The 22,418-nt window shown below is 42.9% G+C and carries 18 protein-coding genes and 5 pseudogenes; 15 read left to right on the top strand and 8 right to left on the bottom strand.

What is annotated here, in order from left to right; translation table 11 throughout:
* The first annotated feature begins 945 nt into the window (after window positions 1-945).
* The 9 genes and pseudogenes from GTQ43_RS32315 to GTQ43_RS32270 all read left to right on the top strand — a co-directional run bounded on the left by GTQ43_RS32315 (window position 946) and on the right by GTQ43_RS32270 (window position 10,774).
* Entirely contained in the window at window positions 946-2,592 is a 1,647-nt protein-coding gene (locus GTQ43_RS32315; RefSeq protein WP_265276823.1) for a mechanosensitive ion channel family protein, read from the top strand.
* A gap of 455 nt (window positions 2,593-3,047) precedes the next feature.
* Window positions 3,048-4,325, top strand: coding sequence for a hypothetical protein (locus GTQ43_RS32310; RefSeq protein WP_265276822.1), 1,278 nt, complete (start codon window positions 3,048-3,050; stop codon window positions 4,323-4,325).
* Between the two features lie 32 nt (window positions 4,326-4,357).
* Window positions 4,358-4,998 (top strand): annotated as a pseudogene (locus GTQ43_RS32300) (alpha/beta hydrolase family protein).
* 528 nt (window positions 4,999-5,526) lie between these two features.
* Window positions 5,527-5,706: pseudogene (locus GTQ43_RS41555) on the top strand (hypothetical protein); the annotation flags it as partial.
* 293 nt (window positions 5,707-5,999) lie between these two features.
* Window positions 6,000-6,254 (top strand): annotated as a pseudogene (locus GTQ43_RS32290) (winged helix-turn-helix domain-containing protein); the annotation flags it as partial.
* Between the two features lie 290 nt (window positions 6,255-6,544).
* A pseudogene (locus GTQ43_RS32285) lies at window positions 6,545-7,006 on the top strand (SDR family oxidoreductase); the annotation flags it as partial.
* Window positions 7,007-7,269: 263 nt separating this feature from the next.
* Window positions 7,270-8,637 (top strand): IS4 family transposase, encoded by a 1,368-nt coding sequence (locus GTQ43_RS32280; protein WP_265273465.1) that lies wholly within the window; start codon window positions 7,270-7,272, stop codon window positions 8,635-8,637.
* Window positions 8,638-9,122: 485 nt separating this feature from the next.
* Complete coding sequence (locus tag GTQ43_RS32275; protein WP_265276820.1) at window positions 9,123-10,232, top strand: alkene reductase; 1,110 nt, start codon at window positions 9,123-9,125, stop codon at window positions 10,230-10,232.
* Window positions 10,229-10,774, top strand: a complete 546-nt coding sequence (locus GTQ43_RS32270; protein WP_265276819.1) for a lipocalin-like domain-containing protein — start codon at window positions 10,229-10,231, stop codon at window positions 10,772-10,774. Before GTQ43_RS32275 ends, GTQ43_RS32270 begins: the two co-directional genes overlap by 4 nt.
* Window positions 10,775-11,109: 335 nt before the next feature.
* Here the strand turns inward: GTQ43_RS32270 and GTQ43_RS32265 are convergent, their stop codons facing one another.
* Window positions 11,110-12,033, bottom strand: a complete 924-nt coding sequence (locus GTQ43_RS32265; protein WP_265276818.1) for a helix-turn-helix domain-containing protein — start codon at window positions 12,031-12,033, stop codon at window positions 11,110-11,112.
* Between the two features lie 79 nt (window positions 12,034-12,112).
* Here GTQ43_RS32265 and GTQ43_RS32260 point away from each other — a divergent pair, with 79 nt between their 5' ends.
* Complete coding sequence (locus GTQ43_RS32260; RefSeq protein WP_321162539.1) at window positions 12,113-12,313, top strand: hypothetical protein; 201 nt, start codon at window positions 12,113-12,115, stop codon at window positions 12,311-12,313.
* A 26-nt stretch (window positions 12,314-12,339) separates the two neighbouring features.
* Here the strand turns inward: GTQ43_RS32260 and GTQ43_RS32255 are convergent, their stop codons facing one another.
* Window positions 12,340-12,540, bottom strand: a complete 201-nt coding sequence (locus GTQ43_RS32255; protein ID WP_265276817.1) for a hypothetical protein — start codon at window positions 12,538-12,540, stop codon at window positions 12,340-12,342.
* Window positions 12,541-12,682: 142 nt separating this feature from the next.
* Between GTQ43_RS32255 and GTQ43_RS32250 the strand changes: the two genes are divergently transcribed.
* Window positions 12,683-13,399, top strand: coding sequence for a DUF2786 domain-containing protein (locus tag GTQ43_RS32250; protein WP_265276816.1), 717 nt, complete (start codon window positions 12,683-12,685; stop codon window positions 13,397-13,399).
* Between the two features lie 1,264 nt (window positions 13,400-14,663).
* Entirely contained in the window at window positions 14,664-14,843 is a 180-nt protein-coding gene (locus tag GTQ43_RS32245) for a hypothetical protein (RefSeq protein ID WP_265276815.1), read from the top strand.
* A gap of 73 nt (window positions 14,844-14,916) precedes the next feature.
* On the opposite strand, the gene GTQ43_RS32240 is transcribed toward GTQ43_RS32245, so the two are convergent.
* Window positions 14,917-16,224 carry an NF041680 family putative transposase gene (locus GTQ43_RS32240; protein WP_265276813.1) on the bottom strand — a complete coding sequence of 436 codons (1,308 nt, stop codon included), beginning with the start codon at window positions 16,222-16,224 and terminating at the stop codon, window positions 14,917-14,919.
* A gap of 126 nt (window positions 16,225-16,350) precedes the next feature.
* Between GTQ43_RS32240 and GTQ43_RS32235 the strand changes: the two are divergent.
* Window positions 16,351-16,641, top strand: a pseudogene (locus GTQ43_RS32235) (hypothetical protein); the annotation flags it as partial.
* Here GTQ43_RS32235 and GTQ43_RS32230 read toward each other — a convergent pair.
* On the bottom strand, window positions 16,622-17,764 hold the full coding sequence (locus GTQ43_RS32230) for an IS4 family transposase (protein WP_265277022.1): 1,143 nt from the start codon (window positions 17,762-17,764) through the stop codon (window positions 16,622-16,624). The pseudogene GTQ43_RS32235 and the gene GTQ43_RS32230 sit on opposite strands and share 20 nt — an antisense overlap.
* A 25-nt stretch (window positions 17,765-17,789) precedes the next feature.
* Here GTQ43_RS32230 and GTQ43_RS32225 point away from each other — a divergent pair, with 25 nt between their 5' ends.
* Window positions 17,790-18,155 carry a hypothetical protein gene (locus GTQ43_RS32225; protein WP_265276812.1) on the top strand — a complete coding sequence of 122 codons (366 nt, stop codon included), beginning with the start codon at window positions 17,790-17,792 and terminating at the stop codon, window positions 18,153-18,155.
* A 299-nt stretch (window positions 18,156-18,454) separates the two neighbouring features.
* On the opposite strand, the gene GTQ43_RS32220 is transcribed toward GTQ43_RS32225, so the two are convergent.
* Together GTQ43_RS32220 and GTQ43_RS32215 are read right to left on the bottom strand one after the other, a co-directional pair.
* The gene (locus GTQ43_RS32220; RefSeq protein WP_265276811.1) at window positions 18,455-19,882 is read right to left on the bottom strand and encodes a DNA cytosine methyltransferase; all 1,428 of its coding nucleotides are present in this window, start codon (window positions 19,880-19,882) and stop codon (window positions 18,455-18,457) included.
* Entirely contained in the window at window positions 19,879-20,271 is a 393-nt protein-coding gene (locus GTQ43_RS32215; protein ID WP_265276809.1) for an ASCH domain-containing protein, read from the bottom strand. The genes GTQ43_RS32220 and GTQ43_RS32215 overlap by 4 nt, the downstream gene beginning before the upstream one ends.
* Before the next feature lie 67 nt (window positions 20,272-20,338).
* Between GTQ43_RS32215 and GTQ43_RS32210 the strand changes: the two genes are divergently transcribed.
* Window positions 20,339-20,659 (top strand): hypothetical protein, encoded by a 321-nt coding sequence (locus GTQ43_RS32210; protein ID WP_265276807.1) that lies wholly within the window; start codon window positions 20,339-20,341, stop codon window positions 20,657-20,659.
* A gap of 15 nt (window positions 20,660-20,674) precedes the next feature.
* Here GTQ43_RS32210 and GTQ43_RS32205 read toward each other — a convergent pair whose 3' ends face one another.
* Window positions 20,675-21,454, bottom strand: a complete 780-nt coding sequence (locus tag GTQ43_RS32205; RefSeq protein WP_265276806.1) for a replicative DNA helicase — start codon at window positions 21,452-21,454, stop codon at window positions 20,675-20,677.
* Between the two features lie 107 nt (window positions 21,455-21,561).
* Window positions 21,562-22,410, bottom strand: a complete 849-nt coding sequence (locus GTQ43_RS32200) for a hypothetical protein (RefSeq protein WP_265276805.1) — start codon at window positions 22,408-22,410, stop codon at window positions 21,562-21,564.
* Window positions 22,411-22,418: the final 8 nt, after the last annotated feature.

Here is a 22,418-nt window from a genome sequence, read left to right as displayed (position 1 = left end):
ATCGTCTTTACATTGGCTGTAGTTCCATTCTTTTCCCTGGTTTAATATCCAAACAATAAGCAAAGCAAAGCAATTCAGGTAAGCAACTTTGCTCCCGTTCTAAACGCCTAGTTCATTCGGTATTTGAATGGTTGGTTTTGCCACGCTTAAAACCATGAACTAAGGTGTTTGCTCACATTATGCTTTAGATTACATAGTAGTACGAGACTACAATACAAAATAAGTAACCCTTATCTTTTATCCGACATAATCTACGATTAATACCACTTTCCTTGATATACAACACTTTCACCATGTGACTGTCGGTTTGCAGACTAAATGAAATTCGTGCGGACTAAGTGAAATTCTGTTGCAGACTAATTGAAATTCTACTTGTGGAACCCTGATTCTCTCGTAGCCACAGAGCGATCGCAACTCACAGACTTTTTTCTCAAAGCCTTGTGTGGTAATAAATTGACACGTTTTATAACCATTTTGAGGAAAATTTCATTTAGTCTGCGAATTTCGGGGGAAAATTTCACTTAGTCTGCAAAAAAATTTCATTTAGTCTGCAACAAAAATTGCTCAAACCCTTATTCTTGCGTTTAAAAAATTTCACTTAGTCTGCAAACCCACACAAGACTTTCACCAATATGCTCAAGCTGACTGAGCATATTGGCAACGAGAATAGAAACTATTGCGCTGCCGATGAATTTTGCTTATCCCTGGTATTGCTTGTAATGCGTAAGTCAAGCAATACACAGGTGAAGTGCTAACTTCTAGTTATAATTACCCGTAACTTATTATAGGCACAATTAACTATAGCTTTGACTTGGTGCAAAGATAGTTTACAAAAGTTGCTCAGGCGGTTGCCTTAGTCTATGGGAATAAAAAAGTTCAACAATTTCTGTTAAGTGCTTTACCCCGCTCCAAGCATCCGTCCATAAATATCTGGTTAGAGTCTTTATGTTTGATTTTCATCCTTTGCGATTACCATCCAAATATTTTAATATTCTCATTACAGTACTAAGTTTTGTTTTATTTTTTTGGTTCACTCCTGTCGTTGCTCAAGCATTAACTAAAGCTCCGGTTATTTTGGATGGACAACAGCTTTTTCAGATCAGCGATTCTGGTCAGTATAGCGCTCAAGAACGGACACATTTAATCAACTCACAACTAAAAAATGTGATTTCCGCTTCTGAGTCTATTCAAGTTAAAATTGAAAAACGCAATCAGCTACCTACTATTTTATTAAATGACCGCTATCTGTTAACAGTTACACAACAAGATACTTTACCAGGTAGTACACTCGATGAGCAGGCTAACATTTGGGCGCAGCAAATTGAAGGAGCATTACAGGAAGCTCATTTAGAGCGAACTAAAACCTATCTTCAACAAACAACTTTTATAGCAGCAGCAATTTTACTCATAACTGTAGGATTTAGTTGGCTATTGGGATGGATTAAGCATCAATTTATCCGAGTAGCTTCACTTCGCTTAACAACTAGCAATGCCATATCTAATTCGGAAACACTTAAAGTATTAGAATTATTTTTCAAATTAGTGTTGGCGAGTATGCGTATCGGACTTTGGATGAGTGCGATTCTTTATATCACTAATCTCTTTCCTTTTACTCGTCAATGGAGCTACCAAATTTCAAATATCCTGATTACCAGTTTCACCTCACCTATTCTGACGTTGGGAAAAAATCCTTATTCTCTTACTGAATTAATAGTTTTGGTTGGTTTGTTGTTTGGCTTAGTTATCTTTGCTGGAACGTTAACCAATTTTTTACGTTCTCGGATTCTCTCTTTTACTGTCATCAATCGTGGCGCTCAAGAAGCGATTATAATACTTTTAAAATATGGTCTAATTTTTATTGGCACACTGGTATTGCTACAAATATGGGGGCTTGACATTAGCTCTTTGACAATTTTAGCAAGTGCTTTAAGCGTTGGAATTGGCTTTGGTTTACAGGATATTGCTAAGAATTTTGGCAGTGGTTTAGTACTAGTATTTGAGCGCCCGATTCAGGTTGGAGATTTTGTGGAAGTTGGGGAATATACAGGTATTGTCGAGCGAATCGGTGCCAGAAGTACCGAGATTCGTACTCTTGACCACGTTTCAATCATTGTACCCAACTCTCGCTTCTTGGAAAAAGAAGTAATTAACTGGAGCCATCGCAATCCGATTTCTCGCCTTCATCTCCCCGTTGGCGTTGCCTATAGCTCAGATCCCAAAGCAGTTCAATCTGCTCTGTTAGAGGCTGCCTCTAAGCATCCCAATGTATTGCAGACTCCTTTGCCTCTAGTACTGTTTAAAGAGTTTGCCAACAACACCTTAAATTTTGAGTTATTAGTCTGGACTGCGGAACCTAATAAACAATTTTTGCTCAAAAGTGATTTATATTACATTATTTACGAAGTATTACAGCAACGAAAAATTGAAATTCCTTTTGCTCAGTTAGATTTACATCTGCGTTCTGGTAAGTTGGAATTTACGCCAGAAATGCAGTTAGCTTTAATACAGATGGTTGAACGATTATCAAATCAGGAGTCAGACATAGATTCAACCAATCCAATTGAAAAGGGTACAGAGGGTATAGATGCATGAGCGCTCGTAATCATGGGGGTCTACCCACAAAAATCATCCACCCGAATATCCCGCCAGACATCAGAAACCTGGGACTTCAACTGAACCGTTTGAGAGTTCTTCACTTGCGACTTGCGACTTTGTTAATTGTGTACAAATCTGTTTTCGGGTAGATGCCCTAGCATAATCTGTTGCACAGATGCAAGTATTAAGCGATCGCTTCTTGATCATGACTGTAGGTCAAAAATGTGATTGCGTTTTTGACTCCTAATAAGCAGATAATGGATAATTGAGAGTTGTCGCTCATTAGGAACAGCGTTGAGAAACTTATCAGGTGAGAAAGGAAAAATCCTGGTAGTAGATGACGAAGCTTTCTAGCTTACTTACCCTCGCGCTTGTTATATGTGTCCTTATGGACTTACACTTTTGCTAGCAACGAATCGTACACCACTCCGTAGTATCCGAGAAACCTCCTTGTGTATAAAATCTATCCCTTCCTTGCAGTCATACCCCTTGCAATTGCTAGTACTGTTGTAACAAGTATCAGCCAATGTTTGGCCAATTTACCGCCACTAATTCCACGACAAACTCTCTTTGGCAATCCAGAACGTACCAATCCCCAACTATCACCAGACGGAAAATACCTTTCCTATATTGCACCGAACAAAAATAACGTATTGCAAGTATGGGTACGCACAGTAGGTAAGGAAGATGACCAAATATTAACCACCGATAAAAAACGCGGTATTCGTAGTTACTTTTGGACTTATAATCCTGGAGAGTTAGTTTACCTGCAAGACGCTGATGGAGACGAAAATTTTCATCTTTATGTTGCAAACATCAAGTCCAAACAGGTCCGAGATTTAACCCCATTCAAGGGTGTAAATGCAGAATTGATCGCCGCCGAGCGGAAATTTCCTAATGAAATATTGGTAGGATTAAACATCAAAGATCCACGCAAACATGATGCCTACAGGATTAATTTAAGTACCGATAAATCCACTTTAGAAATGGTAAATCCTGGGACTGTAGAACAGACAGTAGCAGACCCCCAGATGAAAATTCGGGCGGTGATTGCTACTATTGCGAATGGTGGTAAAACTTTATCAGTTCGGGAAACTGTTAACCAACCTTGGAAGACAGTCCGTTCATGGGGACCCGATGACGAAGGTAGTGCTGTTAATTTTTCTGATGATGGCAAAACCCTGTATATCGAAAGCAGTGATCATGCCAATGCTACACGCCTGTTGTCATTAAACATCGCTACAGGTAAAGAAAGCGTCGTTGCCCAAGACCAGCAGTATGATATCGGTGGGGTCTTGGTTCATCCGTTAACTCGCAAAATTCAAGCCGTCTCCTTCTACAAAGACAAACTAGCCTGGCAAATATTAGATAAAAGTATTGCTCCAGATTTCCAAGCGATTGCCAAAGTCCACCGTGGTGAATTTAAAATAGTCGCTCGTGACCTTGCCGACAAAACTTGGCTAGTTGGATACAATACAGACGATGGACCTGTTTACTACTATGTTTACGATCGCGCCAGCAAAAAAAGTCAACTCCTTTTCAACAGCCGTCCAAAGCTGGAAAAGTTATCCCTAGCCAAAAAACAGCCAATCTCCTACAAATCTCGTGATGGGTTGACCATTCACGGCTATCTGACAACACCCGTAGGTATTCCATCTCAAAACTTACCCGCTGTTATTCTAGTACACGGGGACCTTGGTCACGAGATACCTGGGGTTACGATCCCCTAGCTCAATGGTTAGCAAACCGGGGCTATGCAGTCTTGCAAGTTAACTTTCGAGGTTCTACAGGATACGGCAACAATTCCTCAACGCCGGCAATCGGGAATGGGCTGGCAAAATGCATAACGACTTGATTGACGGGGTAAACTGGATTGTCCAACAAGGTATCGCTAATCCCAAAAAAGTCGCGATTATGGGTGGTTCCTACGGAGGATATGCAACTCTTGTAGGAGTAACATTCACACCAGATGTCTTTGCTGCGGGTGTAAGTATCGTTGGTCCGAGCAACTTGTTGACACTATTTAGCAGTATACCTCCTTACTGGGAGTCAGAGCGGGCGCGATTCTATCATCGTGTGGGTAACTTAGAAAAAGAAGCTGACTTTTTGAAATCGCGATCACCTTTATTTTTTGTAGACCGAATCAAAGCACCGTTACTTATTGGACAAGGTGCAAACGACCCCCGAGTCAAACAGGCGGAAAGCGAGCAAATTGTTACCGCTATGCGTCAAGCAAACAAACCCGTAGAATATATCCTCTACACAGACGAAGGGCACGGTTTTGCTCGTCCTGCTAATAGGCTGCACTTCTACGCCAAAGCCGAAGAATTCTTGGGGAAATACTTAGGGGGTCGCGTAGAACCCATAGGGAATATACAAGGGCATTCTGGAGTTATTAAGTAATAAACCGTACTCTCTCGACGTTGATCATCATTGACGGCTAGACTGTGCCGAAACGGGAAATTTGTACGCTAAGAAAACCCCAAAAACCTGAAAACCTTAACTATCAATAGTTTCATCAAGTATACTCCAAATGAAACTTTTTGTATTTAAGACCAATGATGATTGAAAAATTCCGGCTCTTGCGTCCCTTTTATGGTGATTGAGGATTGATTTTAATAAAACCCTTGCGGGGCAAGGGTTATAAGAAATCATAGTACTGTTTTAAGTGAAATACTTACAGGGTAAGCCTTTCAAGGGTTTTGAAGCAGGTTTTCCATAAAAATAACCGAAGAACCAAAATGCTTTACCCGAGCAGTATTGATACGAGTCCCTAATTGTAAGAATTTATTAATTGTGTACAAATCTGTTTTCGGGTAGATGTCCCAGCATAATCTGTTGCACAGATGCAAGTATTAAGCGATCGCTTCTTAATCATGACTGTAACTCAAGATTGTTTTGCGCTTTTGACTCCTAATAAACAGATAATAGATGGTTGAGAGTTCTCGCTCATTAGGAACAGCGTTGAGAAACTTATCAGGTGAGAAAGGCAAAATCTTAGTAGTAGATGACGAAGCCAGCATTCGCCGAATTTTACAGACGCGGTTAGAAATGATTGGCTACAGTGTAGTTACAGCTAGTGATGGCGAAGAAGCGTTGTCAGCTTTTCGTCTGTTGACCAAAGAATTCGCAATGACGCTCGTTCCTCTCTACGAGACGCTGCGCGAACGCTACCGCTTCGCTAACGCAGTTTGCAATTCGCTTTTTCCGACGTAATTGATAATTGAGCCGTTGGGGTACAGAGCAACTAATTTCAATTATGAAAAGAAACAAAACACGTAGTATCAATATTCAACAGAACGCATTCATAAGCCACTGCGGTGGACGGGAACACCTGCATAAAGCAAGTGGCGTGTATGGTGTATTATTAATTGCGAATGGGCGAAAAAGCGAATTGCGAATTGGAAATGACAGGTGTGGAGTTTAGCTTATTAGAGTTGTTAGTTAATCATTCGGGAAAGATTTTTTCAAGGGTTGAAATATTACAGCAGTTGTGGGGCTTTGTACCAGAGATGAATACAGACACCCGTGTGGTAGATGTGCATATTTCACGATTACGGACAAAGGTAGAATCCGACCCCAACGACCCAGAATTCATTATTACAGCAAGAGGTAGTGGTTATTTTTTCCCACGAATTGTTGAATCAGAACAGGAATAGCAGGAAAATATGAGTAAGCTCATCTTAATTACAGGCATAAGTAAAGGTCTAGGTTATGCAATGACCGAGGGTTTTATTAAAGAGGGACATACTGTAGGGCAAACGCATCTAAATTACTCTTGATCACAACGAAGCTTAAGAACCAACGAAAAAATCAGGATTTCGCGTTTGATTATTTTTAAAGCCCCAAAGCGATCGCCTAATTTATTCGCAATAAGAAAAGGTTAATGACATTATTCTTGGCTCTATGGAGAATAGACTTTACTTATTGACATGATGCGGCCGCCCTAGGACATACTGTTATTGGTTGCGCCCGTTCATCAGATGCAATCGATAAAATACGCCAAAAGTTTAGTGTGCCCAATGATTTCACATCTGTAGATGTAGCAAATGAACAGCTTGTAGAAAAATGGGCACTAGACGTACTTCAAAAATATTCACCGCCAGATATAGTAATTAATAATGCGGCAATTACCAATTATCCAGCACCTTTGTGGGAAATACCATCTGAGGAATTTTCGGATCTAATAGATATCAATATCAAAGGAGTAGCGAATATAATTCGCTATTTCATACCAGCAATGGTGAAAAAGAAACGGGGTATTATTGTTAACTTTAGTTCTGGCTGGGGACGTTCGACTTCAGCCCAAGTTGCACCATACTGTGCTTCTAAGTGGGCAATAGAAGGATTAACTCGTTCTTTGGCACAAGAATTGCCGAATGGTATGGCAGCTATACCCGAATGGCACTAAGAAAAGCTCTAAGCTATGCGGGATAGGCACTACAGATTTTAAAGCTATTGAACAGTGAAAGTTCAGATAGGGAGCAATGCGATTGATCCTGTGGTACTGCGATGCGATCGCCACTGACTCATGGTGAGTACGCCATCGCTGTGCCTGACAAAGACAGTGGAGTTAGATGTACTGATTGTCCAAAAATTTTTTAGGTAGGAAAAGCTTACTCGTTCATGAAATACTTTCCTTGATACGAGCAAGCCAACATCATAAATACTACTGTGACACTACGAGTAGAAATCCTCAAGGATAAATTCAGCCAAAGTTTGGGACTACCTTTTAAAGAACTATTGCCAGAGTCTGTGATAAGCCTTGCAATTTCGGAGCTAAAAATTAAATATAAAAAGCGGTTATTTGACCCATTAATAACTTTATGGGCATTTTTATCACAAGTGCTGGATACTGATAAAACTTGTAATAATGCTGTGAGTAAAATAATTGCACATCTAGCTGGTGAAGAAGTAGAAGTCCCTTCAACAGATACCAGTGCTTACTGCCAAGCTAGGGCAAGGCTTCCAGAGAAGTTATTAGAAAAACTTTTCAATTTCTCGGCACAAAGCTTAGAACAGAAAGTAGCAACAGAATATTTATGGTGTGGTCGAAATGTCAAAGTAATAGATGGGTCAACTGTCTCGATGCCTGACACTGTAGAGAATCAAAAAGAATACCCTCAGCCCAGTAGCCAAAAGCCCGGATGTGGCTTTCCAATTGCCAAAATTGGTGTGATATTCAGTTTAATAACAGGAGCTACCGTTGCTTTGTGCATCGATGTTCTGAACACTCATGATATCAAATTAGCAAGAAAACTATACAGTTTTCTTAAACCAAATGATGTGCTTTTAGGGGATAGAGCGTTTTGCGCTTACGCTGATATGTTTGCTATTACTAAACTTGGTTGTGATGCAGTATTTCGTAAGCATCAATCTCGGACAACAACCATGCGAAAAGGGAAAATTGTTGGCGATTGCGACAAGCTTGTTACTTGGTATAAGCCTAAAAGATGCCCACAAGGATTGAGCTTGGATGAATTTTTAGCTCTACCTTCTGCCATAACTGTGCGAGAAATTTACTACTACATTGTTATTCCTGGTTTTCGCACTCAACAAGTCAGCTTAATTACTACTCTTTTAGATAAATCTTCTTATTCTACTCTCGAATTTGTTGGACTTTACGGTAAACGTTGGGATGTTGAATTGAATTTGAGGCATATAAAAACTACCTTGGGTATGGATATTCTCCGATGTAAAACACCTTCAATGATACGTAAAGAAATTCATGTGTATTTACTGGCTTATAATTTACTTCGGAGCTTAATGTGGTCGGCTGGGACTACTTACAATACTCCTCCAAATCGTTTATCGCTTCAAGGTACTCGACATCATTTACTGAATTTTATTCCTAAATTAGAAACTGCTCACTCTCAAAAACGTATCCGACTTTATCGTAGTTTGCTGAAAATTATTGTTCACAAGGTTGTCCCCGACCGTCCTGGACGCAGCGAACCACGAGTCACCAAACGCCGCCCCAAAGCTTACCCCAGATTGACCAAGCCCAGACATGAATTACGTCATCAATTGCAAACGGCTTAATTGATAAGGCTTTCCGCTTTTCTTAGTGCCATTCGGTTTAAATCTCTTACCCTTTTCCCTTTCCCCTTTCCCCAGTCCTCACAAGCGCATTTTTGGGTTGGCAGACTACTAGTGCTTTCTCAACATCCGGTACATAGAGTCTCGAAGAGAATCACGTCCAATGTTGAAGAATGTCGAACAGTTCGGCCATCTTTTTGCCGGCCGTTGATCTCGTCCGCTGGATATACGCCCGCGATCGCAACGGCAGCCATCGAAGTAGATCATACAGCCGCGATCGCATTCGGAAGGCTGTTTATTTCTAACCCCGATCTTGTGTCGCCTATTCAAACGCATACAGCGCTTAATGCATACGACCGCAAGACGTTTTACGGTGGCGACGCTCATGGGTACACCGACTATCCGACGCTCGATCCGCTCCTGCAACTGAGCAGCTACAGTCTGTAGCTCTCTTATCTTAAAGCTTCACGAAACGCGAAAGGCTCACCATGTCCAAAGAGATTCTATTTAGTTCCCTGCGTCTAGGAGCAATTCAGCTCCCGAATCGGGTAGTCATGGCCCCTCTGACGCGTATGCGTGCCGACGCTGCCCATGTGCCAACCGCGTTGAACGCTGAATACTACGCGCAGCGTTCCTCAGCAGGGCTGATCCTCTCGGAAGGAACTGCGATTAGCCCTCAGGCGCACGGCTATCCCAATGCTCCAGGGATCTACACGGCGGAACAGATTGCCGGGTGGCGCGTGATTACAGATGGTGTCCACGCCCGAGGCGGCAGGATCGTCATGCAAATTGCCCACAACGGCAGGAACTCCCATTCTTCGCTCATGCCGGATGGAGCACTTCCCGTCGCGCCCTCGGCTATTCCTCCCACAATTCCTGCTCTGACAAAAGCCTTCCAACAAGTACCATCTGAAACTCCACGCGCCTTGGAAACTTCTGAAATTCCGGTCATCATCAGCACATTCCGGCGGGCCGCGCTGAACGCGATGGAGGCTGGATTCGATGGAGTGGAGTTGCAGGGCGCAAATAGCCACTTGATCGAGCAGTTCCTGGAGAACGGAACCAACCAGCGCACCGATGCCTACGGTGGGTCGAAAGAGAACCGAGCTCGGTTCCTGCTCGACATCGTTGACGAGATTACAGCGGCTATTGGGGCAGACCGACTTGGTGTACGCCTCTCACCTTTTGGTCAATATGGTGGTATCCACGACAGCAAGCCTCTCGATCTGTTCACCTTCGTCATCAAGGAACTCAGTAAGCGGCATATTGCTTACTTGCACCTGATCGAGGCTAGAGGTTCCGAAATGGGTTTGACCGACGAACTCCACGAAGACGCGCTGAACAATGCTGCCCTGTTCCGTCCCGCTTTCAACGGACCGCTCCTTTCAGCCGCCGCTTACACGCCCAAAAGTGCTGGAGAAGCAATCGAGAAGAAGCACGCGGATGCAATCGCTTTTGGTCGCCTATTCATCGCCAATCCTGACCTGGTGGAGCGGATCAAAGAAAATCAGCCGCTCAATCCACCTGATCGTTCGACGTTCTACGGGGGCGGAGCTCATGGATATACCGACTATAAGCCTTTTGGATCTGCGTTATGAACGAACCCGAGCAAGCGCACAAAGTGGCGCACTCCAATTCAACACTAGGTCCTATTGCTTCTCAGCTCGTTGGAGTCTGGACGTTGGTGGGCTATGCAGATGAACAGGAAGGGCGCAAAGACAGCCATCCGTTCGGCCCTAAACCGGAGGGCTTTCTCATCTACACACCTGGAGGCTTTGTCTCGGCACAACTGATGAAGCCGGGACGTTCTCTGTTCCAATCACACGATTGGCGCCAAGGAACCCCGGAGGAGTATCAGGAATCTGGAAGTGGTTACATCGCGTATTGCGGAGTCTACGAAGTGGATGAGGAGAAAGAGACTGTCATCCATATCCCGTCCGTTGCGCTCTTGCCCAATCTGATCCACGGAAGGCAGCTTCGCTCGGTGACATTGAATGGCGAAAGACTCACACTTCGAGCTATCGGCGCACCCGTTGAGAACGGCATCTTAATAACCAGTCGGCTGGAGTGGCAAAGAACCGAACCAGGCTCTAATTTAGATGGAGTACGCACGTATGATGTCCGGCAAAGCACGCTTTGACAGGGTACTGACCAAGGCCCAAGAAGCCAAAGGATTCAGTTAGGGGTTTGAGTAGCAAGTCGGCTGGAGTGGCAAAGAGCCGAACCAGGCTCTAATTTAGATGGAGTACGCACGTATGATGTCCGGCAAAGCACGCTTTGACAGGGTGCTGACCAAGGCCCAAGAAGCCAAAGGATTCAGTTAGGGGTTTGAGTAGCAGTCGATGTTGTTGGCAAATGTGCTACGAGCAGGATTACGTACACGATCGGGCACAGACAAGGCTTCACATCTCTGTGAAGCCCAGAAATTACTCTTTTGCGTCTTTATTGATTAGCTGCTTTGCCAGAGAGTGAACTTCAGCGACCGACTTGTTCTCGCCTCCAACGTCCAGGACTGTCGCCCACAACCTGATGGAAGGTTCGGGTGAATGCAGCTTGATCGGAGAAACCCGATTGCAGCGCGACATCGATTAAAGGAGTGCGAGTCTGGATGAGAAGTTCCTTGGAACGATCGATGCGGCGTTCGATGAGCCAACGGTGAGCCGAAACACCAAAGCTCACTTTGAACGACCGTGCGAAATGACTCACAGACATTTGGCATTCCTGAGCAACTCTGGCGAGATGGATATTCCCATCAAGGTGTTCCAGCAAAAGTTCGGTGGCCCGACGCTTTTGCCATGAGGCAAGCCCTCGCGGCGAGACTTCTGGTAGACGAGACAAGCCGCCGTACTTTTGGAGCAGATGTGCACCGAAGATTAGACTGAACTGATCGAGAGCGAGGGAACTAGGCCAATCTTGCGACCCAATGAATGGCAGAACGTTCTTGGTCATCTGTGCGATGACCAGATCATCCTCACAAATCGCAAATTTATAGTTTCCAATCGGCTGAATGTTGTGATCTCGTGCGATTTCGTCGAGGCCCTCTCGAGGTACGTGGTAGTGAACATAGTCAAAACCGCAATCAACGAAGCACACAGGTTTCGATTGCAGATCGATAATGCTTGTCCGGTACGCAGGTATGTACGGCACTGCAATCTCGCGGTCGTCGATACAGAGTTCATAGCTGTGCAATGGAACAGGCTTGATCGCAACGGATACGTGAATTGCGGACTCTTCAGGAATAGGGTTTGAGGTGCCAGGCAGCCCAACGTCCGAGTGGAGCCGTGTAATAGCGAACGTACTTTGCTGTGACCAAGCCAGGGTCGCAGTTTCGCTATCACTCTGATGGTAATAAGACGCAAGCCTTTCTCCAAAGGCCCCTTTCGCTTCGGCTCCATTCATCGAGACTCTCCTGACGGATTCATAATAATTCTCCAGACAAGATAACCGATCGTCTCGTTTATAATAGGGCGTGTGACGACTGCTGTCTAGTGAGCTCTCTACGATTTTTGAGATAGCCAAAACACTGTTTGAGTCGATTGATCTGGAAAACCGCAGTATTAGGTTGCTGGGGATTTCGTTGTCTAACCTGGATAACGCCAAAGAGTTACAAGCTATTCAATTGCCCTTATTTCAGAATGGGAATATCATATTTTACCGTAGGCGTAAGCCCCACTTCTAAAAAGCTCAGTTGCCGCCGTAAGCATTTCACAAGCTCATCAATGACTGCAATTGTGTGTCTGAATTATCTCCCAATTCTTGTTGTAATTGGGATAGTTGGTTTTGTAACGCTTCAGCAGTGTTAATGAGATTGGATTCTTGGGCTATTTTTAGCTGGGTTTCTTTAATAGAGATTTTTCTCACCAGTTCATTAACTCCATCGACTGAATCATCATTTTCAGTAATCATGGCTTCATCACGAATATCCGTTTTTAGCAGGAAGAATTTCTACAAAGCTTGCTATGTATGAATAAAAATTAGCTACATTTTTCATTTTACACAAGTATATTAAAAAAGATGTTTCCTTTCAAAACTTGCTTGAGTGATACGAATGCAGACACAGGTGTTAGAACTAGAAAAAATCGCTGACAAAATTAGAAAACTATTCGCACTTAGTCAATCTCCCAACGAGGCAGAGGCAAGCGCCGCCGCAGCTAAAGCCCAAGAAATGCTAACCCGGCACAATTTATCGATCGCCTCACTTCAAGATTGGACACCTCAACCACTAGAAGAAGAAGTCATTCGCCAGTTCAAACGCATGACCTCATGGAAATTTATTTTACTAAGTGGTGTTTGTTGGGGGAATTACTGCTGTGCGATCGCTAGACACTACCATAGCGGGTCTAAAATGATTATCTTAGGGCGAAAAGTGAATATCGTCTCTACTCGGATTCAGTTTGAGTATCTTGAACAAACTATTGAACGACTGGCGAAACAAGCCGTAGGCAATCGTGCTTTTAGAAATGCTTTTAAATTAGGTGCTGCTAATAGACTTGTAAGTAGGATTCTTGAGAATCGTGATCAACAGAAAAATCAAGGGATTGCTGGAACTACTGAATCAGTTGCAGTACCCGCCATTATCGTGCAAGCGCTCTATGAAAAACTAGAATCTGAGTTAGAAGCATATCTAAATAATGTGAAAGTTAAACAAATGGCGTTACCATCGTGTGGTTCAAAAGACGGATATTTCTCTGGTATATCTGCTGCTGATTCTGTCTCTCTTAATCGCCAAGTTAATAGCAGTCAACAGCACTATCTACCAGGTTAATTAAAGCGTGTCAGAAGATGGCGGCAGTGATGAGAGTAGATTAACGAGTGATTGACCTCATGCAGTGCTTCATGCGATCGCTGTCGGCAAGATTTGCAGTACTTATACAGAGGTATAAATAGTTATCAAATTATCAACTGAATCTGGAAAAGATGATTATAGTAAATTTATATACTCTATTGATGTGAATAACTCGGTAGAGTACTTTTGTGAAAGTGCGCCTAATGTAAGCGATCGCCTCTTCTGTGCCCTTGTTACAACCGCCCCTCCATAACCTACGATTACTTCTTGGGGTAATAGTGGATTTATGTTTGTTTGACCAAATTTTGATAACCATTGGTTAACACGCACTCAGCCAAGGGTGTTGCATTGGGCTTGGTTGATTGCATCTAATCGTTGCATAGTGCAGGTTTAAAAGTTTTTCGTTCTTTTTGCATAAAGTACAAAACTTGAACTGAAGAGTCTTACATAGCGAACGAATTATATGTAAAGCAGGGGGCAATAGTTTAAAACTCCCATATTTTTTTGCAAGCGCTGCTCTGGACTCCTTGCAAAGCGGGCAGTTTTTTATTGTACAGGTGGTCTTTTTTGAGTCTTGCACCCGTTAGCAGCGATTGAATTAGGGGGGTAATACCTTGTTTACTCGTAGAAGCAGGAATGTTGCGCGGAGAGTCCGTAAAAGCAGATACTCTAGGTGTAGCAAGCATAAGCCTTAATCACCAGTAAAACTTTTAGTACAGGGATTTAAGCAATGGCAAAGATTCAGCAGACTTGGCAACGTAGGCTGCACTTTTATCCTTAAAGGTTGTTTGAAAAGGGTCGGCTTGAGCCTCAAGTGCGACTCAGAGGCGCGATCTCAAATCCCAAAATTCCGATTCTCTCGTGGCAGTTTCTCGGTAGTCAGGGTAGTCAAACACACATTTGAAGATTTTTCAAATATCCTCCAATGCACAAACTAATTTATTAAAAATGGTGTACTCCCAACTTCCAGCTATCCATTGATAACTCAGATGTAACACAATTTCTGCATTATTTTGTAACCAAAATTTACTGTTGACTTTCATGCGTTTTGTTAAATTGTGTTGAAATTATTAGCAATTTTGATTTTTTTGTTTAGGATTAGTTTTTTATAAGTTTTTGTCTTTCCTCATTTAATATTTGATTATGGAATTAGTATTAGTGAAGCTAGGAGGTTCCTTAATTACTTGACAAGGATAAACCTTATACTGCTCGAAGAGAAGTTATAACACAACTGGTTGAGCAAGTGAGCCTAATCAAACGTGAAAATCCTAATCTGAAACTGATTATTGGTAACGGTGCTGGTTCTTTCGCCCACCAATCAGCGAATAAATATAATACAATTAATGGTTTTTCATGTGATGAAGAAAAACTAGGGTTCTGCTTAGTTCACCAAGATGCTTTAGATTTAAATTCTGGAGTTTAGACTAAGCAACACAAAACGACCCAGCTGCGCTGAGTTGATAAAACACAAGCTTCAAGTATCAAAATCTTTGATGTCAAGCAGATTTTGCTTGCTCTTTGCGTGGTTTTGGCGTAGTTTTTTTAACTATGGGATAGCGAATTCTACGTTGTCGTGATTTTCCTGGTTCCCAACCCGGAGACTTTCCACGCGGTTTGGGCGAACGGGCAGGAGTACCAATACCCTCTAAAATGATCCCCATAGCCTGAGCAACCCTTCCAGGGGTCAACTGAGCGATTGACTTTTGCCAAGGTAAAGGGTTGTCAGCAACGATATCACGAGCCAACCACAATTCCCAAGTAATCATTGGCATTAAGTCGCTCCATCTCTCACACTGTTTGGGAGTACTTAGTTTAGGAAGAGTCCAGTGCAAGCGTTGCTTTAAAAAACGATACCAGTGGTCAACAGTAAAGCGACGCAAATAAAGCCGCCAAACTTCGGATAATGGAGGCATTTCTTCTCCTACCCAAGCCAACCATAAAGGTTTTGAGACTCTTAAGTTACCTTTGTCATCAAGACGCTCAACTCGTATCAATGACATCGGACGTGCCGCAGTTTTACGGAAGTGTAAATTTTCCCATAACCTAACTATTAAGTGCCCCAGTTTTGGATCGTTCATCTCTAGGGTTTGAGTTGCTTCGTCCCATGAATCGGGTTCATTGAGCTTAAATTTGATACCATGCTTCCTGGGACGACCCTTGCCAGAATATGTTGGAGGTGCGCCCCATAAACAAAGGTTTGAACGTAAACGTACAAGAATATCTGCTGGAATCTCAGCAGTTTTCAAGACAAAAGGGGCACAACCATACTCGCTATCCCAAACTGAAATCGGTCTGGTAGGCAAATGCTCGCACACTTGTTTTAGCTGCCAGGTTGCCTTGTCTATGGGGTTTTCCCAACTAGTAATTCGTTCATGCCTCAAGGGTAATGCCCAACTACCAGAATCATCTGGCACCCAAGCAATAGTGCTGTATCCCTCACCAATGGTAATCGGTTTATTTCCAGGCACTGTTACACTCGTGTGTTCAATTGTTCTTTCTTGAAGAGTTACTGCATCGGGACGAGGCCAAGCAGTATGGTCGCCTGCCAACAAGGGACGACCTTGTGTTGGCATTTGTTTTATGTACAACTGCATCAATTTTTGTCGCTTTGGTCTGCTGTCTTGTAGAGCTTCATAGATGCTTGACCACTTGCGTCTAAAAAATGGAGATAGGGATAAATCTGCTAAACTGTAAGCATTACGAGTCGTCAAGATGGCATCAGTCAATTCAAAAGTCGCATCGTGGGCTTTGCCCAGATGGCTGTAAACTGCTTGACGAAATTCTTGAAGTTTGTCAAATTTCATATTGGCAGGTGAGAGTAGGTGGTACTTCTCTCAGGTTCTGTCAAAAGGGGGTCTGTGTTCAATCAGACCCCCTATTTTTGTCCTTTAAGTTTGACCATTTAGTCTAAACTCCAGTTAAATTTCCTACTAGCTAAAAGTTTTTTACAAGCAGGTTTACCAGTGGTAAGTTTGCCACCTATTACTATGATAATCACTCATAATAAGAAACTGTTGAAGAGTGACTTTAGTGTAATAGAAAGTAGTCTACAAGCAGGTTTGATTCCTTTAGTTTTCGGTGATGTAGTTCTAGATCAAGCTATTGGTGGTACTGTCTTTTCGACAGATGCAATGCTTGCAGAACTAGCGAAATACTTCTATCTTCAAGGTAAGTTTAAAGTCTTACGGGGGGACAAAAGGGCTAGGATGCAGATAAAATAAGCCTCATAGCCCTTTCTCCTTGTTGATAATACTTACGCTTATTAGGAGCTAGTGTCATTAATTCAGCCACCGATTCATAAGAATTTTCCATAAAATCGACCCAGTTAGACCCATATAATCCAATATAAAAACTGCTATGACGGCGAACTGTCCGCCTAGATTCTTTGATTCGACCGACATATTTTTGAACACCCATACGTTTAAATTTTTGACCAGATATAGTTGCAGCGGTATAGGCAAGTGAGATTAATAATATTAATGAAATTAAGCGTTGACCTGATACATTAGTATCTTCTAAGTTATAGCCACCGCTCTTAAAATCTCTAAACATTTCTTCAATATCAAAACGTTGTTTATAAGCCTGAATAGCCGAATTTAAATCATCTAAATTAGTTAAGATAAACCAACCCTCTTCTGGGATAACTCCAAAGCGTTTACGTTTCCATTTTGCAGCAAGGTTAAAGCTGATAAATCCTGTAGACTTTGTATATTTAATCCCCTGATAAAAGAACGAAACTCCAGGCGATAAACCGGAATCTTTTAATTGCAGCCAAACTTCAGGTTCTACCTCTATAAATGCATCTTTTTTTAGACGTAAGCAAAAGTACACTTTCTGCTCTGTGAGCCAGTTAGCTAGTTTTACAGAGCAAAACTCTCTATCTGCTAATACAACAGTTTTGTAATTATTAAAAAGGGGTAATGATTTATTGAAAACAGCTTTTTGCTCATCAAAATTACTCGAACCTAATTTGTCTAAAAACTCAAAATATATCGGAATAGACCTTTTATCCCAAACCACACTAATCATTAGTAAGTTAATGCATCCCCAATTAGTCCGATCTATAACTAAATAAACAACTTCAGTCAAAGGAAAATATATTTCTAGCCAGTTTTTAACTATGGGAAACCATATTTCTTCAACATTTATGTAGTTCAGAGATAAAAAACGTTGAATCTTTTTTCTTCTACTTTCAAACAATATTGGAATAGGTAAAGCTGTAGCCAACGCCTCAAGGCTTACAGTTTTAATAGATTGTAATAAATTTATCAGGATTTTTAGTAATAAATATTCTGCACGTCCCAATTCTCGCTTGAGGTTTGTCTCGTAGAATTCTGGTAATATTATCATTAAATAGAGCTTGTTGCGAATGAAGGCTCTTTTTGTTTTACCACAAATTGCTACACTCGTTGCCCTATATCTATTCCAGGATATTTTGTCCCCCTCAAGGTTTAAAGTTAGACTAATAAATGTTGGGAATTATGCAGGTGTATATGACCAAGATGGGCAAGTAGTTTCCAATATTACTCAAGCTAACTATTCTCGGATTAAACCTTTCTTGGGCAAGAGCAAATCAGTAGATGTTACTGGCGGGATGGCGAAGAAAGTTGAGGAGTTTTTGACTATTTCTAGTTTAGGGATTGACTGCTGGATAATTGATGGGAATATCCCAGGTAATTTAGCCTCTTCAGTTTTAGGTACGCCAACTCTAGGCACTTTAATTAGGGCATTTTAACTAAAATGATTTCAAAACTGTTGGTAGTTAATCCGAACTACTTACCCTTAATCTTTTTGAGATAACTCATTGAGAAAGGCAGAGGGCAGTTCTTGCTGAAGGCAGCTATGAATCTATCCCACGAATAAAATTCTGCGAACCCAGATGTGAACTGTCGCTAAGGAAAGAAAACCATTAAAGCAGGCGGAAATTCGCTCCCACCGCACAACCTCTGTGCTTCTCCTTTTCTGTCCCCTGCTTGTTGGTTGTCCTCTTCCTTACCTGTACCAACACATTTTAAGTGAGTTGCTCTTGGTTTGTCATAAAAATGCTCCTGATAATTGTTTCTGTATGTGAGTAAATAACTGCGCGGCAAAACTAGGTGGTACAGAGTAGCCAATGATTGACCCCGCCGTAGCAGTCTCGTTGGGAAACTCGTACCAACTGGGAAACCCTTGCAAGATTGCAGCCCCTTCAATAGACAAGGATTTGACCGTACCATCCGGCAACCAGATATCAGCGAACTTCCTACGGTTGCAGCCTTTGTGATCGGTAAAATGCGATCGCAAGATAGTGTTGCAAGGTAAATGTCCAGGTTTATATTTAGACTGTGTACGCCCCCCCACTCTTTCTATTAGCAATGGTGTTGGCGCATTCCCGGCTAAAAATTTCTCCAAAGCTTGTTGCTGCTTAGGTAGCAGCTGTGAATCAGGCATTGTGGGGATGAGATGCGCGATCGCCTCGTACCAACCACAAGGTGTAGCTCCCGTAGGTAGGGCAACCCTAAACCCCCTACTTGCAACCAGAACTAACCGCCGCCGCGCCTGGGGTAGCCCAAAGTCAGCCATGTTGACCACGCTGTAGTTGATCGAGTACCCCTCTTGCTCCAAAGCATCCAGAATGATGGTAAAACTCTGACTGTTCTGATAACGCAGCACATTCTCCAGCGTAAACACCCGTGGCTGCAACTGTCGGATGGCTTCTGCCACCGCGATCGCTGCGGTCAAATCATCAGCCGTTTCAATCCCTTTACCCGCTTTGGCTGTGTGAGCAAGGCTTGCGTTGGCGCACACCGGGGAGGCGTGGAGATAGTCGGGGCGGCGGGGAAAACCTATAAATCCTAATTGTGCTACTTCTTGAACTGTTAGCTGGATTATTCTACAGCCATATTCCCTGAAATTGCGGTGATGGGTTTTGGCGATCGCCTGACTTAGTTCTGGTTTAGTTGGGTCAAACTCTACTGCAATGACTGGGCGAATACCAGCTTGCACTATGCCCGCTTCAATCCCGCCGCCACCCGCGAAAAGTATTACGGAGATCGGGGCATCATCTGGAAGTGTTGGTTTTTTATCTGTGTTATCAAAATTTTTGCAGACATCTAATTTTGGCGATGTCTTTTTGGTTTTCGCTTTTTTGATAAAGGCGATGATATTCTCTCGCGTTGCCCTCTCTTGTTGCAGTGTTTGAATCATTGGGACAGCGCCAGGGGGAATTGAACCTATACTTTTGCCTTTCCATGCCCCGTTTATCTTCTCTTTCCAATTGAATGCCCATCGCCAATGAAAGGGATTATTCGGGTCACGTTCACCAATCACACGGGGATAAGAAACAGTCTTCCCATCAAGTAGCTTTTTAGTTTCGAGGTACTGATAAAGACAACCGACTGATTCCCCCTGTGAGGCTTTGACCCCTTTCTCTAAGAATTTTTCGGGTATTGCAGATAACTCAGCTATTACTGTTTTAGTCATGCAGCCACCTCCATGACCAAATCATCGGGTACTTCAAATATCCCCAATCGCCCAATGTAAGGAATTGGTGTGATTTCTCGCGGGTTCTCCAGCTTCCAGTGGTATTGCATGGGCATCCCCCAGCCAGATGCAACTTGTGAAAACTTGCAATCTACTATTGTGACAATGCCAATAACTTGGCCGCGACGTAGAGAGATTAACTCTGGGATTACTACCCCCATGCTTTGACAAAATTCTCTCGCTAGCTGGTACTCTTTCTTGGTACAGGTTTTTGCTGCGTGAATCAGAATGTCGCCGCGATAATGAATGGGCCAGCCACGGTTTTCAATATCCTTTAGAGCAAAAATAATTGCCCATGCCCAAGGCTGACGGACGGATAACGCTTTCATGGGTTCTAAAAAGTTGGGGAAATGATCTTTGTGGCATTATGGAAAGTAAATAGAGGTGAATCCCATCATGACTTCTTCTCTTCAACCAGAAGATATCAACGTCAGACTAGACGATATTGACACTCGCTTAGAAGAAGTGGGCGACCAGCTAGATTTACTCCGTACAATACAAGATGCCAATCGAAGGGAGACACGGGGGAACTCACAAACTGTCGCCCGACTAGAGCGTACAGTGAGAGAATTAAGTGAGATAGCCCGTTTACATCAAGAAGGACTACGTGTTGCCCAACGTGATGCCGAACGTGATCGCCAAGTCTTTCAAGAAGAAATCCGCAGAATTTGGGAGTATCTGCGTGACCGGAATGGTGGCAGTAGTACGCCGAATTAATTAACTCCATCCCGTTTACCTCGCCAAGTTCAAAAATTTTGATGTAGATAAATCGCACAACATTGTTGCAGTGCCGAGCTTACCGTAAAGGCGGTTTTTCTCAACAATCAACTCAATAGTGCGATCGCTTGGGTCTTTTGTGTAGACAGCATCCCGGTAAAGCATAATCAACTGGTCGCAAACCTCGAAGATTTCGCCAGAGTTGCGAAGTAAATGACGATTGGGGCGTTTATCAGCCGTTGTTTGATTTCCCCGATTGATTTGACAGCCCAAGAAAACAGGGATTTTGTGAGACTTAGCAATATCCCGAATCTGGCGAGTAATCTTGCCGACTTCAAAAGCCATATTCCCACCGGACTCCAGAGGAATCTGCTGCAAGTAATCAATGAACACAGCCCCAATAGAACCACCGAATTCGGCAATGGCACGGCGCACCGCAGAAGCAATCATTGGGGTTGTAGGGGAGGAATGCTCGTAAACCTTCCAAGGCAGTTCCACCATCTGTCCTATGCCTTGTGCTATTTGTTCCCAATAGCATTGCGTATTGGTTTGAATCATAGAAGCATCTACGCCTGTGATTCGAGCCAGCATTCGGGCATTGAGTTGATTCTTGTCCATTTCTGGAGTTACATACAGAACTGGCTTTCCAAGTTTGGTCATGATTTCGTAAGCATAAGAAATCATGAAGTGGGTTTTGCCCATGTGGGATTCAGCAGCCACTACAACTAAGCTGCTAGGATAAATGCCACCGGTGATATTTTCGAGGTCGTACCAACCAACTTTGTCGCCTGCCATATTCCCCATCTCCAGCTTTTGAAAAAGTTCAATGCCCATGTCTTGTGCTGAGAAAACCTTGCAGCGTTCATCGCTTTGATTTTGGGTTACAGTCCCTAACTGTCTAATCAGTATTTAAGAGCTTGAAACTCAAGTACAGTGCGAAGTTCGGTATGTTGATTAACCAAAGCTTGTATTGTGCTAACTGGATTACGATGAAGGCGACGTTTTTGCTGGCGAGGAGCTTCGGTCAAAGCTAATCGACGACGTTGAGTTTTATACTCAGTTATAGGTACTTGCTGAATTTGTTCAAGTAACTGTTGCTCACTTTCTGCTACAAATAGAACTTGAGATTGACCTAACTCACGTAATTCAACAGTTGATTTGCGCCCACTAATTCGCCTTTGATGACGACGTAAATTGCTGAACAGAGACTCAATTTTGAGATTATCTGGCGGCAAACCAGGGATATCGTAGCAGTGCAATAAGTTAGCACCGTATTTATCCCATAGTTTTTGTAACTTTTTCTTCAAGACAAACTGTGCTGGATTTTGTTGAGGCTCAGGTACAAACTGTTGTAGTAACTCTTCCATTTCGCGGCGGACTTGAAAGCTTGTTAAAGGTAATTTTGGTGATTGTATAGTATTAGTACCATCACTTGTTTTAGCAGAGGAGTGTTCCGGGTAGCGCAAACATTCAGCAATTCGTCGCAACCAGTTGTGAGCTTCTTCCAAGTCTGATGCTACTGAAAGATTGTTACCTAAAGCTTGATCGACCCATGCTGACAATAAACACAAGTAATCTGTGTCAATCTCCTGGTATGTTAAATTACGTAATATCTGCCCAATAGTTTCTAATTGCTGGTAGCCACTTAAACCGCCCCAGCGAAAAGGTTTGCGACTGGTGCGATTTACACAATCCCGGATAGCAGAACGAATTTGGGCTTCAACTGCCATTAGCTCTGCGTCTCGTGACAAATAAGGTA

Source organism: Nostoc sp. KVJ3 (assembly GCF_026127265.1).
In the GTDB taxonomy this organism is placed as follows: Bacteria; Cyanobacteriota; Cyanobacteriia; order Cyanobacteriales; family Nostocaceae; genus Nostoc.
Note: the sequence above shows the minus strand (reverse complement) of the source record. Positions and strands in the feature narration are given on the sequence as shown.

Coding starts and splice junctions, on each gene's coding strand:
- GTQ43_RS32210 (WP_265276807.1), top strand. CDS start 20,339: ATGACTTCTTCTCTTCAACCAGAAGATATCAACGTCAGACTAGACGAT.
- GTQ43_RS32255 (WP_265276817.1), bottom strand. CDS start 12,540: ATGATTACTGAAAATGATGATTCAGTCGATGGAGTTAATGAACTGGTG.
- GTQ43_RS32215 (WP_265276809.1), bottom strand. CDS start 20,271: ATGAAAGCGTTATCCGTCCGTCAGCCTTGGGCATGGGCAATTATTTTT.
- GTQ43_RS32315 (WP_265276823.1), top strand. CDS start 946: ATGTTTGATTTTCATCCTTTGCGATTACCATCCAAATATTTTAATATT.
- GTQ43_RS32265 (WP_265276818.1), bottom strand. CDS start 12,033: ATGAATGGAGCCGAAGCGAAAGGGGCCTTTGGAGAAAGGCTTGCGTCT.
- GTQ43_RS32270 (WP_265276819.1), top strand. CDS start 10,229: ATGAACGAACCCGAGCAAGCGCACAAAGTGGCGCACTCCAATTCAACA.
- GTQ43_RS32225 (WP_265276812.1), top strand. CDS start 17,790: ATGAAGGCTCTTTTTGTTTTACCACAAATTGCTACACTCGTTGCCCTA.
- GTQ43_RS32220 (WP_265276811.1), bottom strand. CDS start 19,882: ATGACTAAAACAGTAATAGCTGAGTTATCTGCAATACCCGAAAAATTC.
- GTQ43_RS32250 (WP_265276816.1), top strand. CDS start 12,683: ATGCAGACACAGGTGTTAGAACTAGAAAAAATCGCTGACAAAATTAGA.
- GTQ43_RS32205 (WP_265276806.1), bottom strand. CDS start 21,454: ATGGCAGGCGACAAAGTTGGTTGGTACGACCTCGAAAATATCACCGGT.
- GTQ43_RS32240 (WP_265276813.1), bottom strand. CDS start 16,224: ATGAAATTTGACAAACTTCAAGAATTTCGTCAAGCAGTTTACAGCCAT.
- GTQ43_RS32275 (WP_265276820.1), top strand. CDS start 9,123: ATGTCCAAAGAGATTCTATTTAGTTCCCTGCGTCTAGGAGCAATTCAG.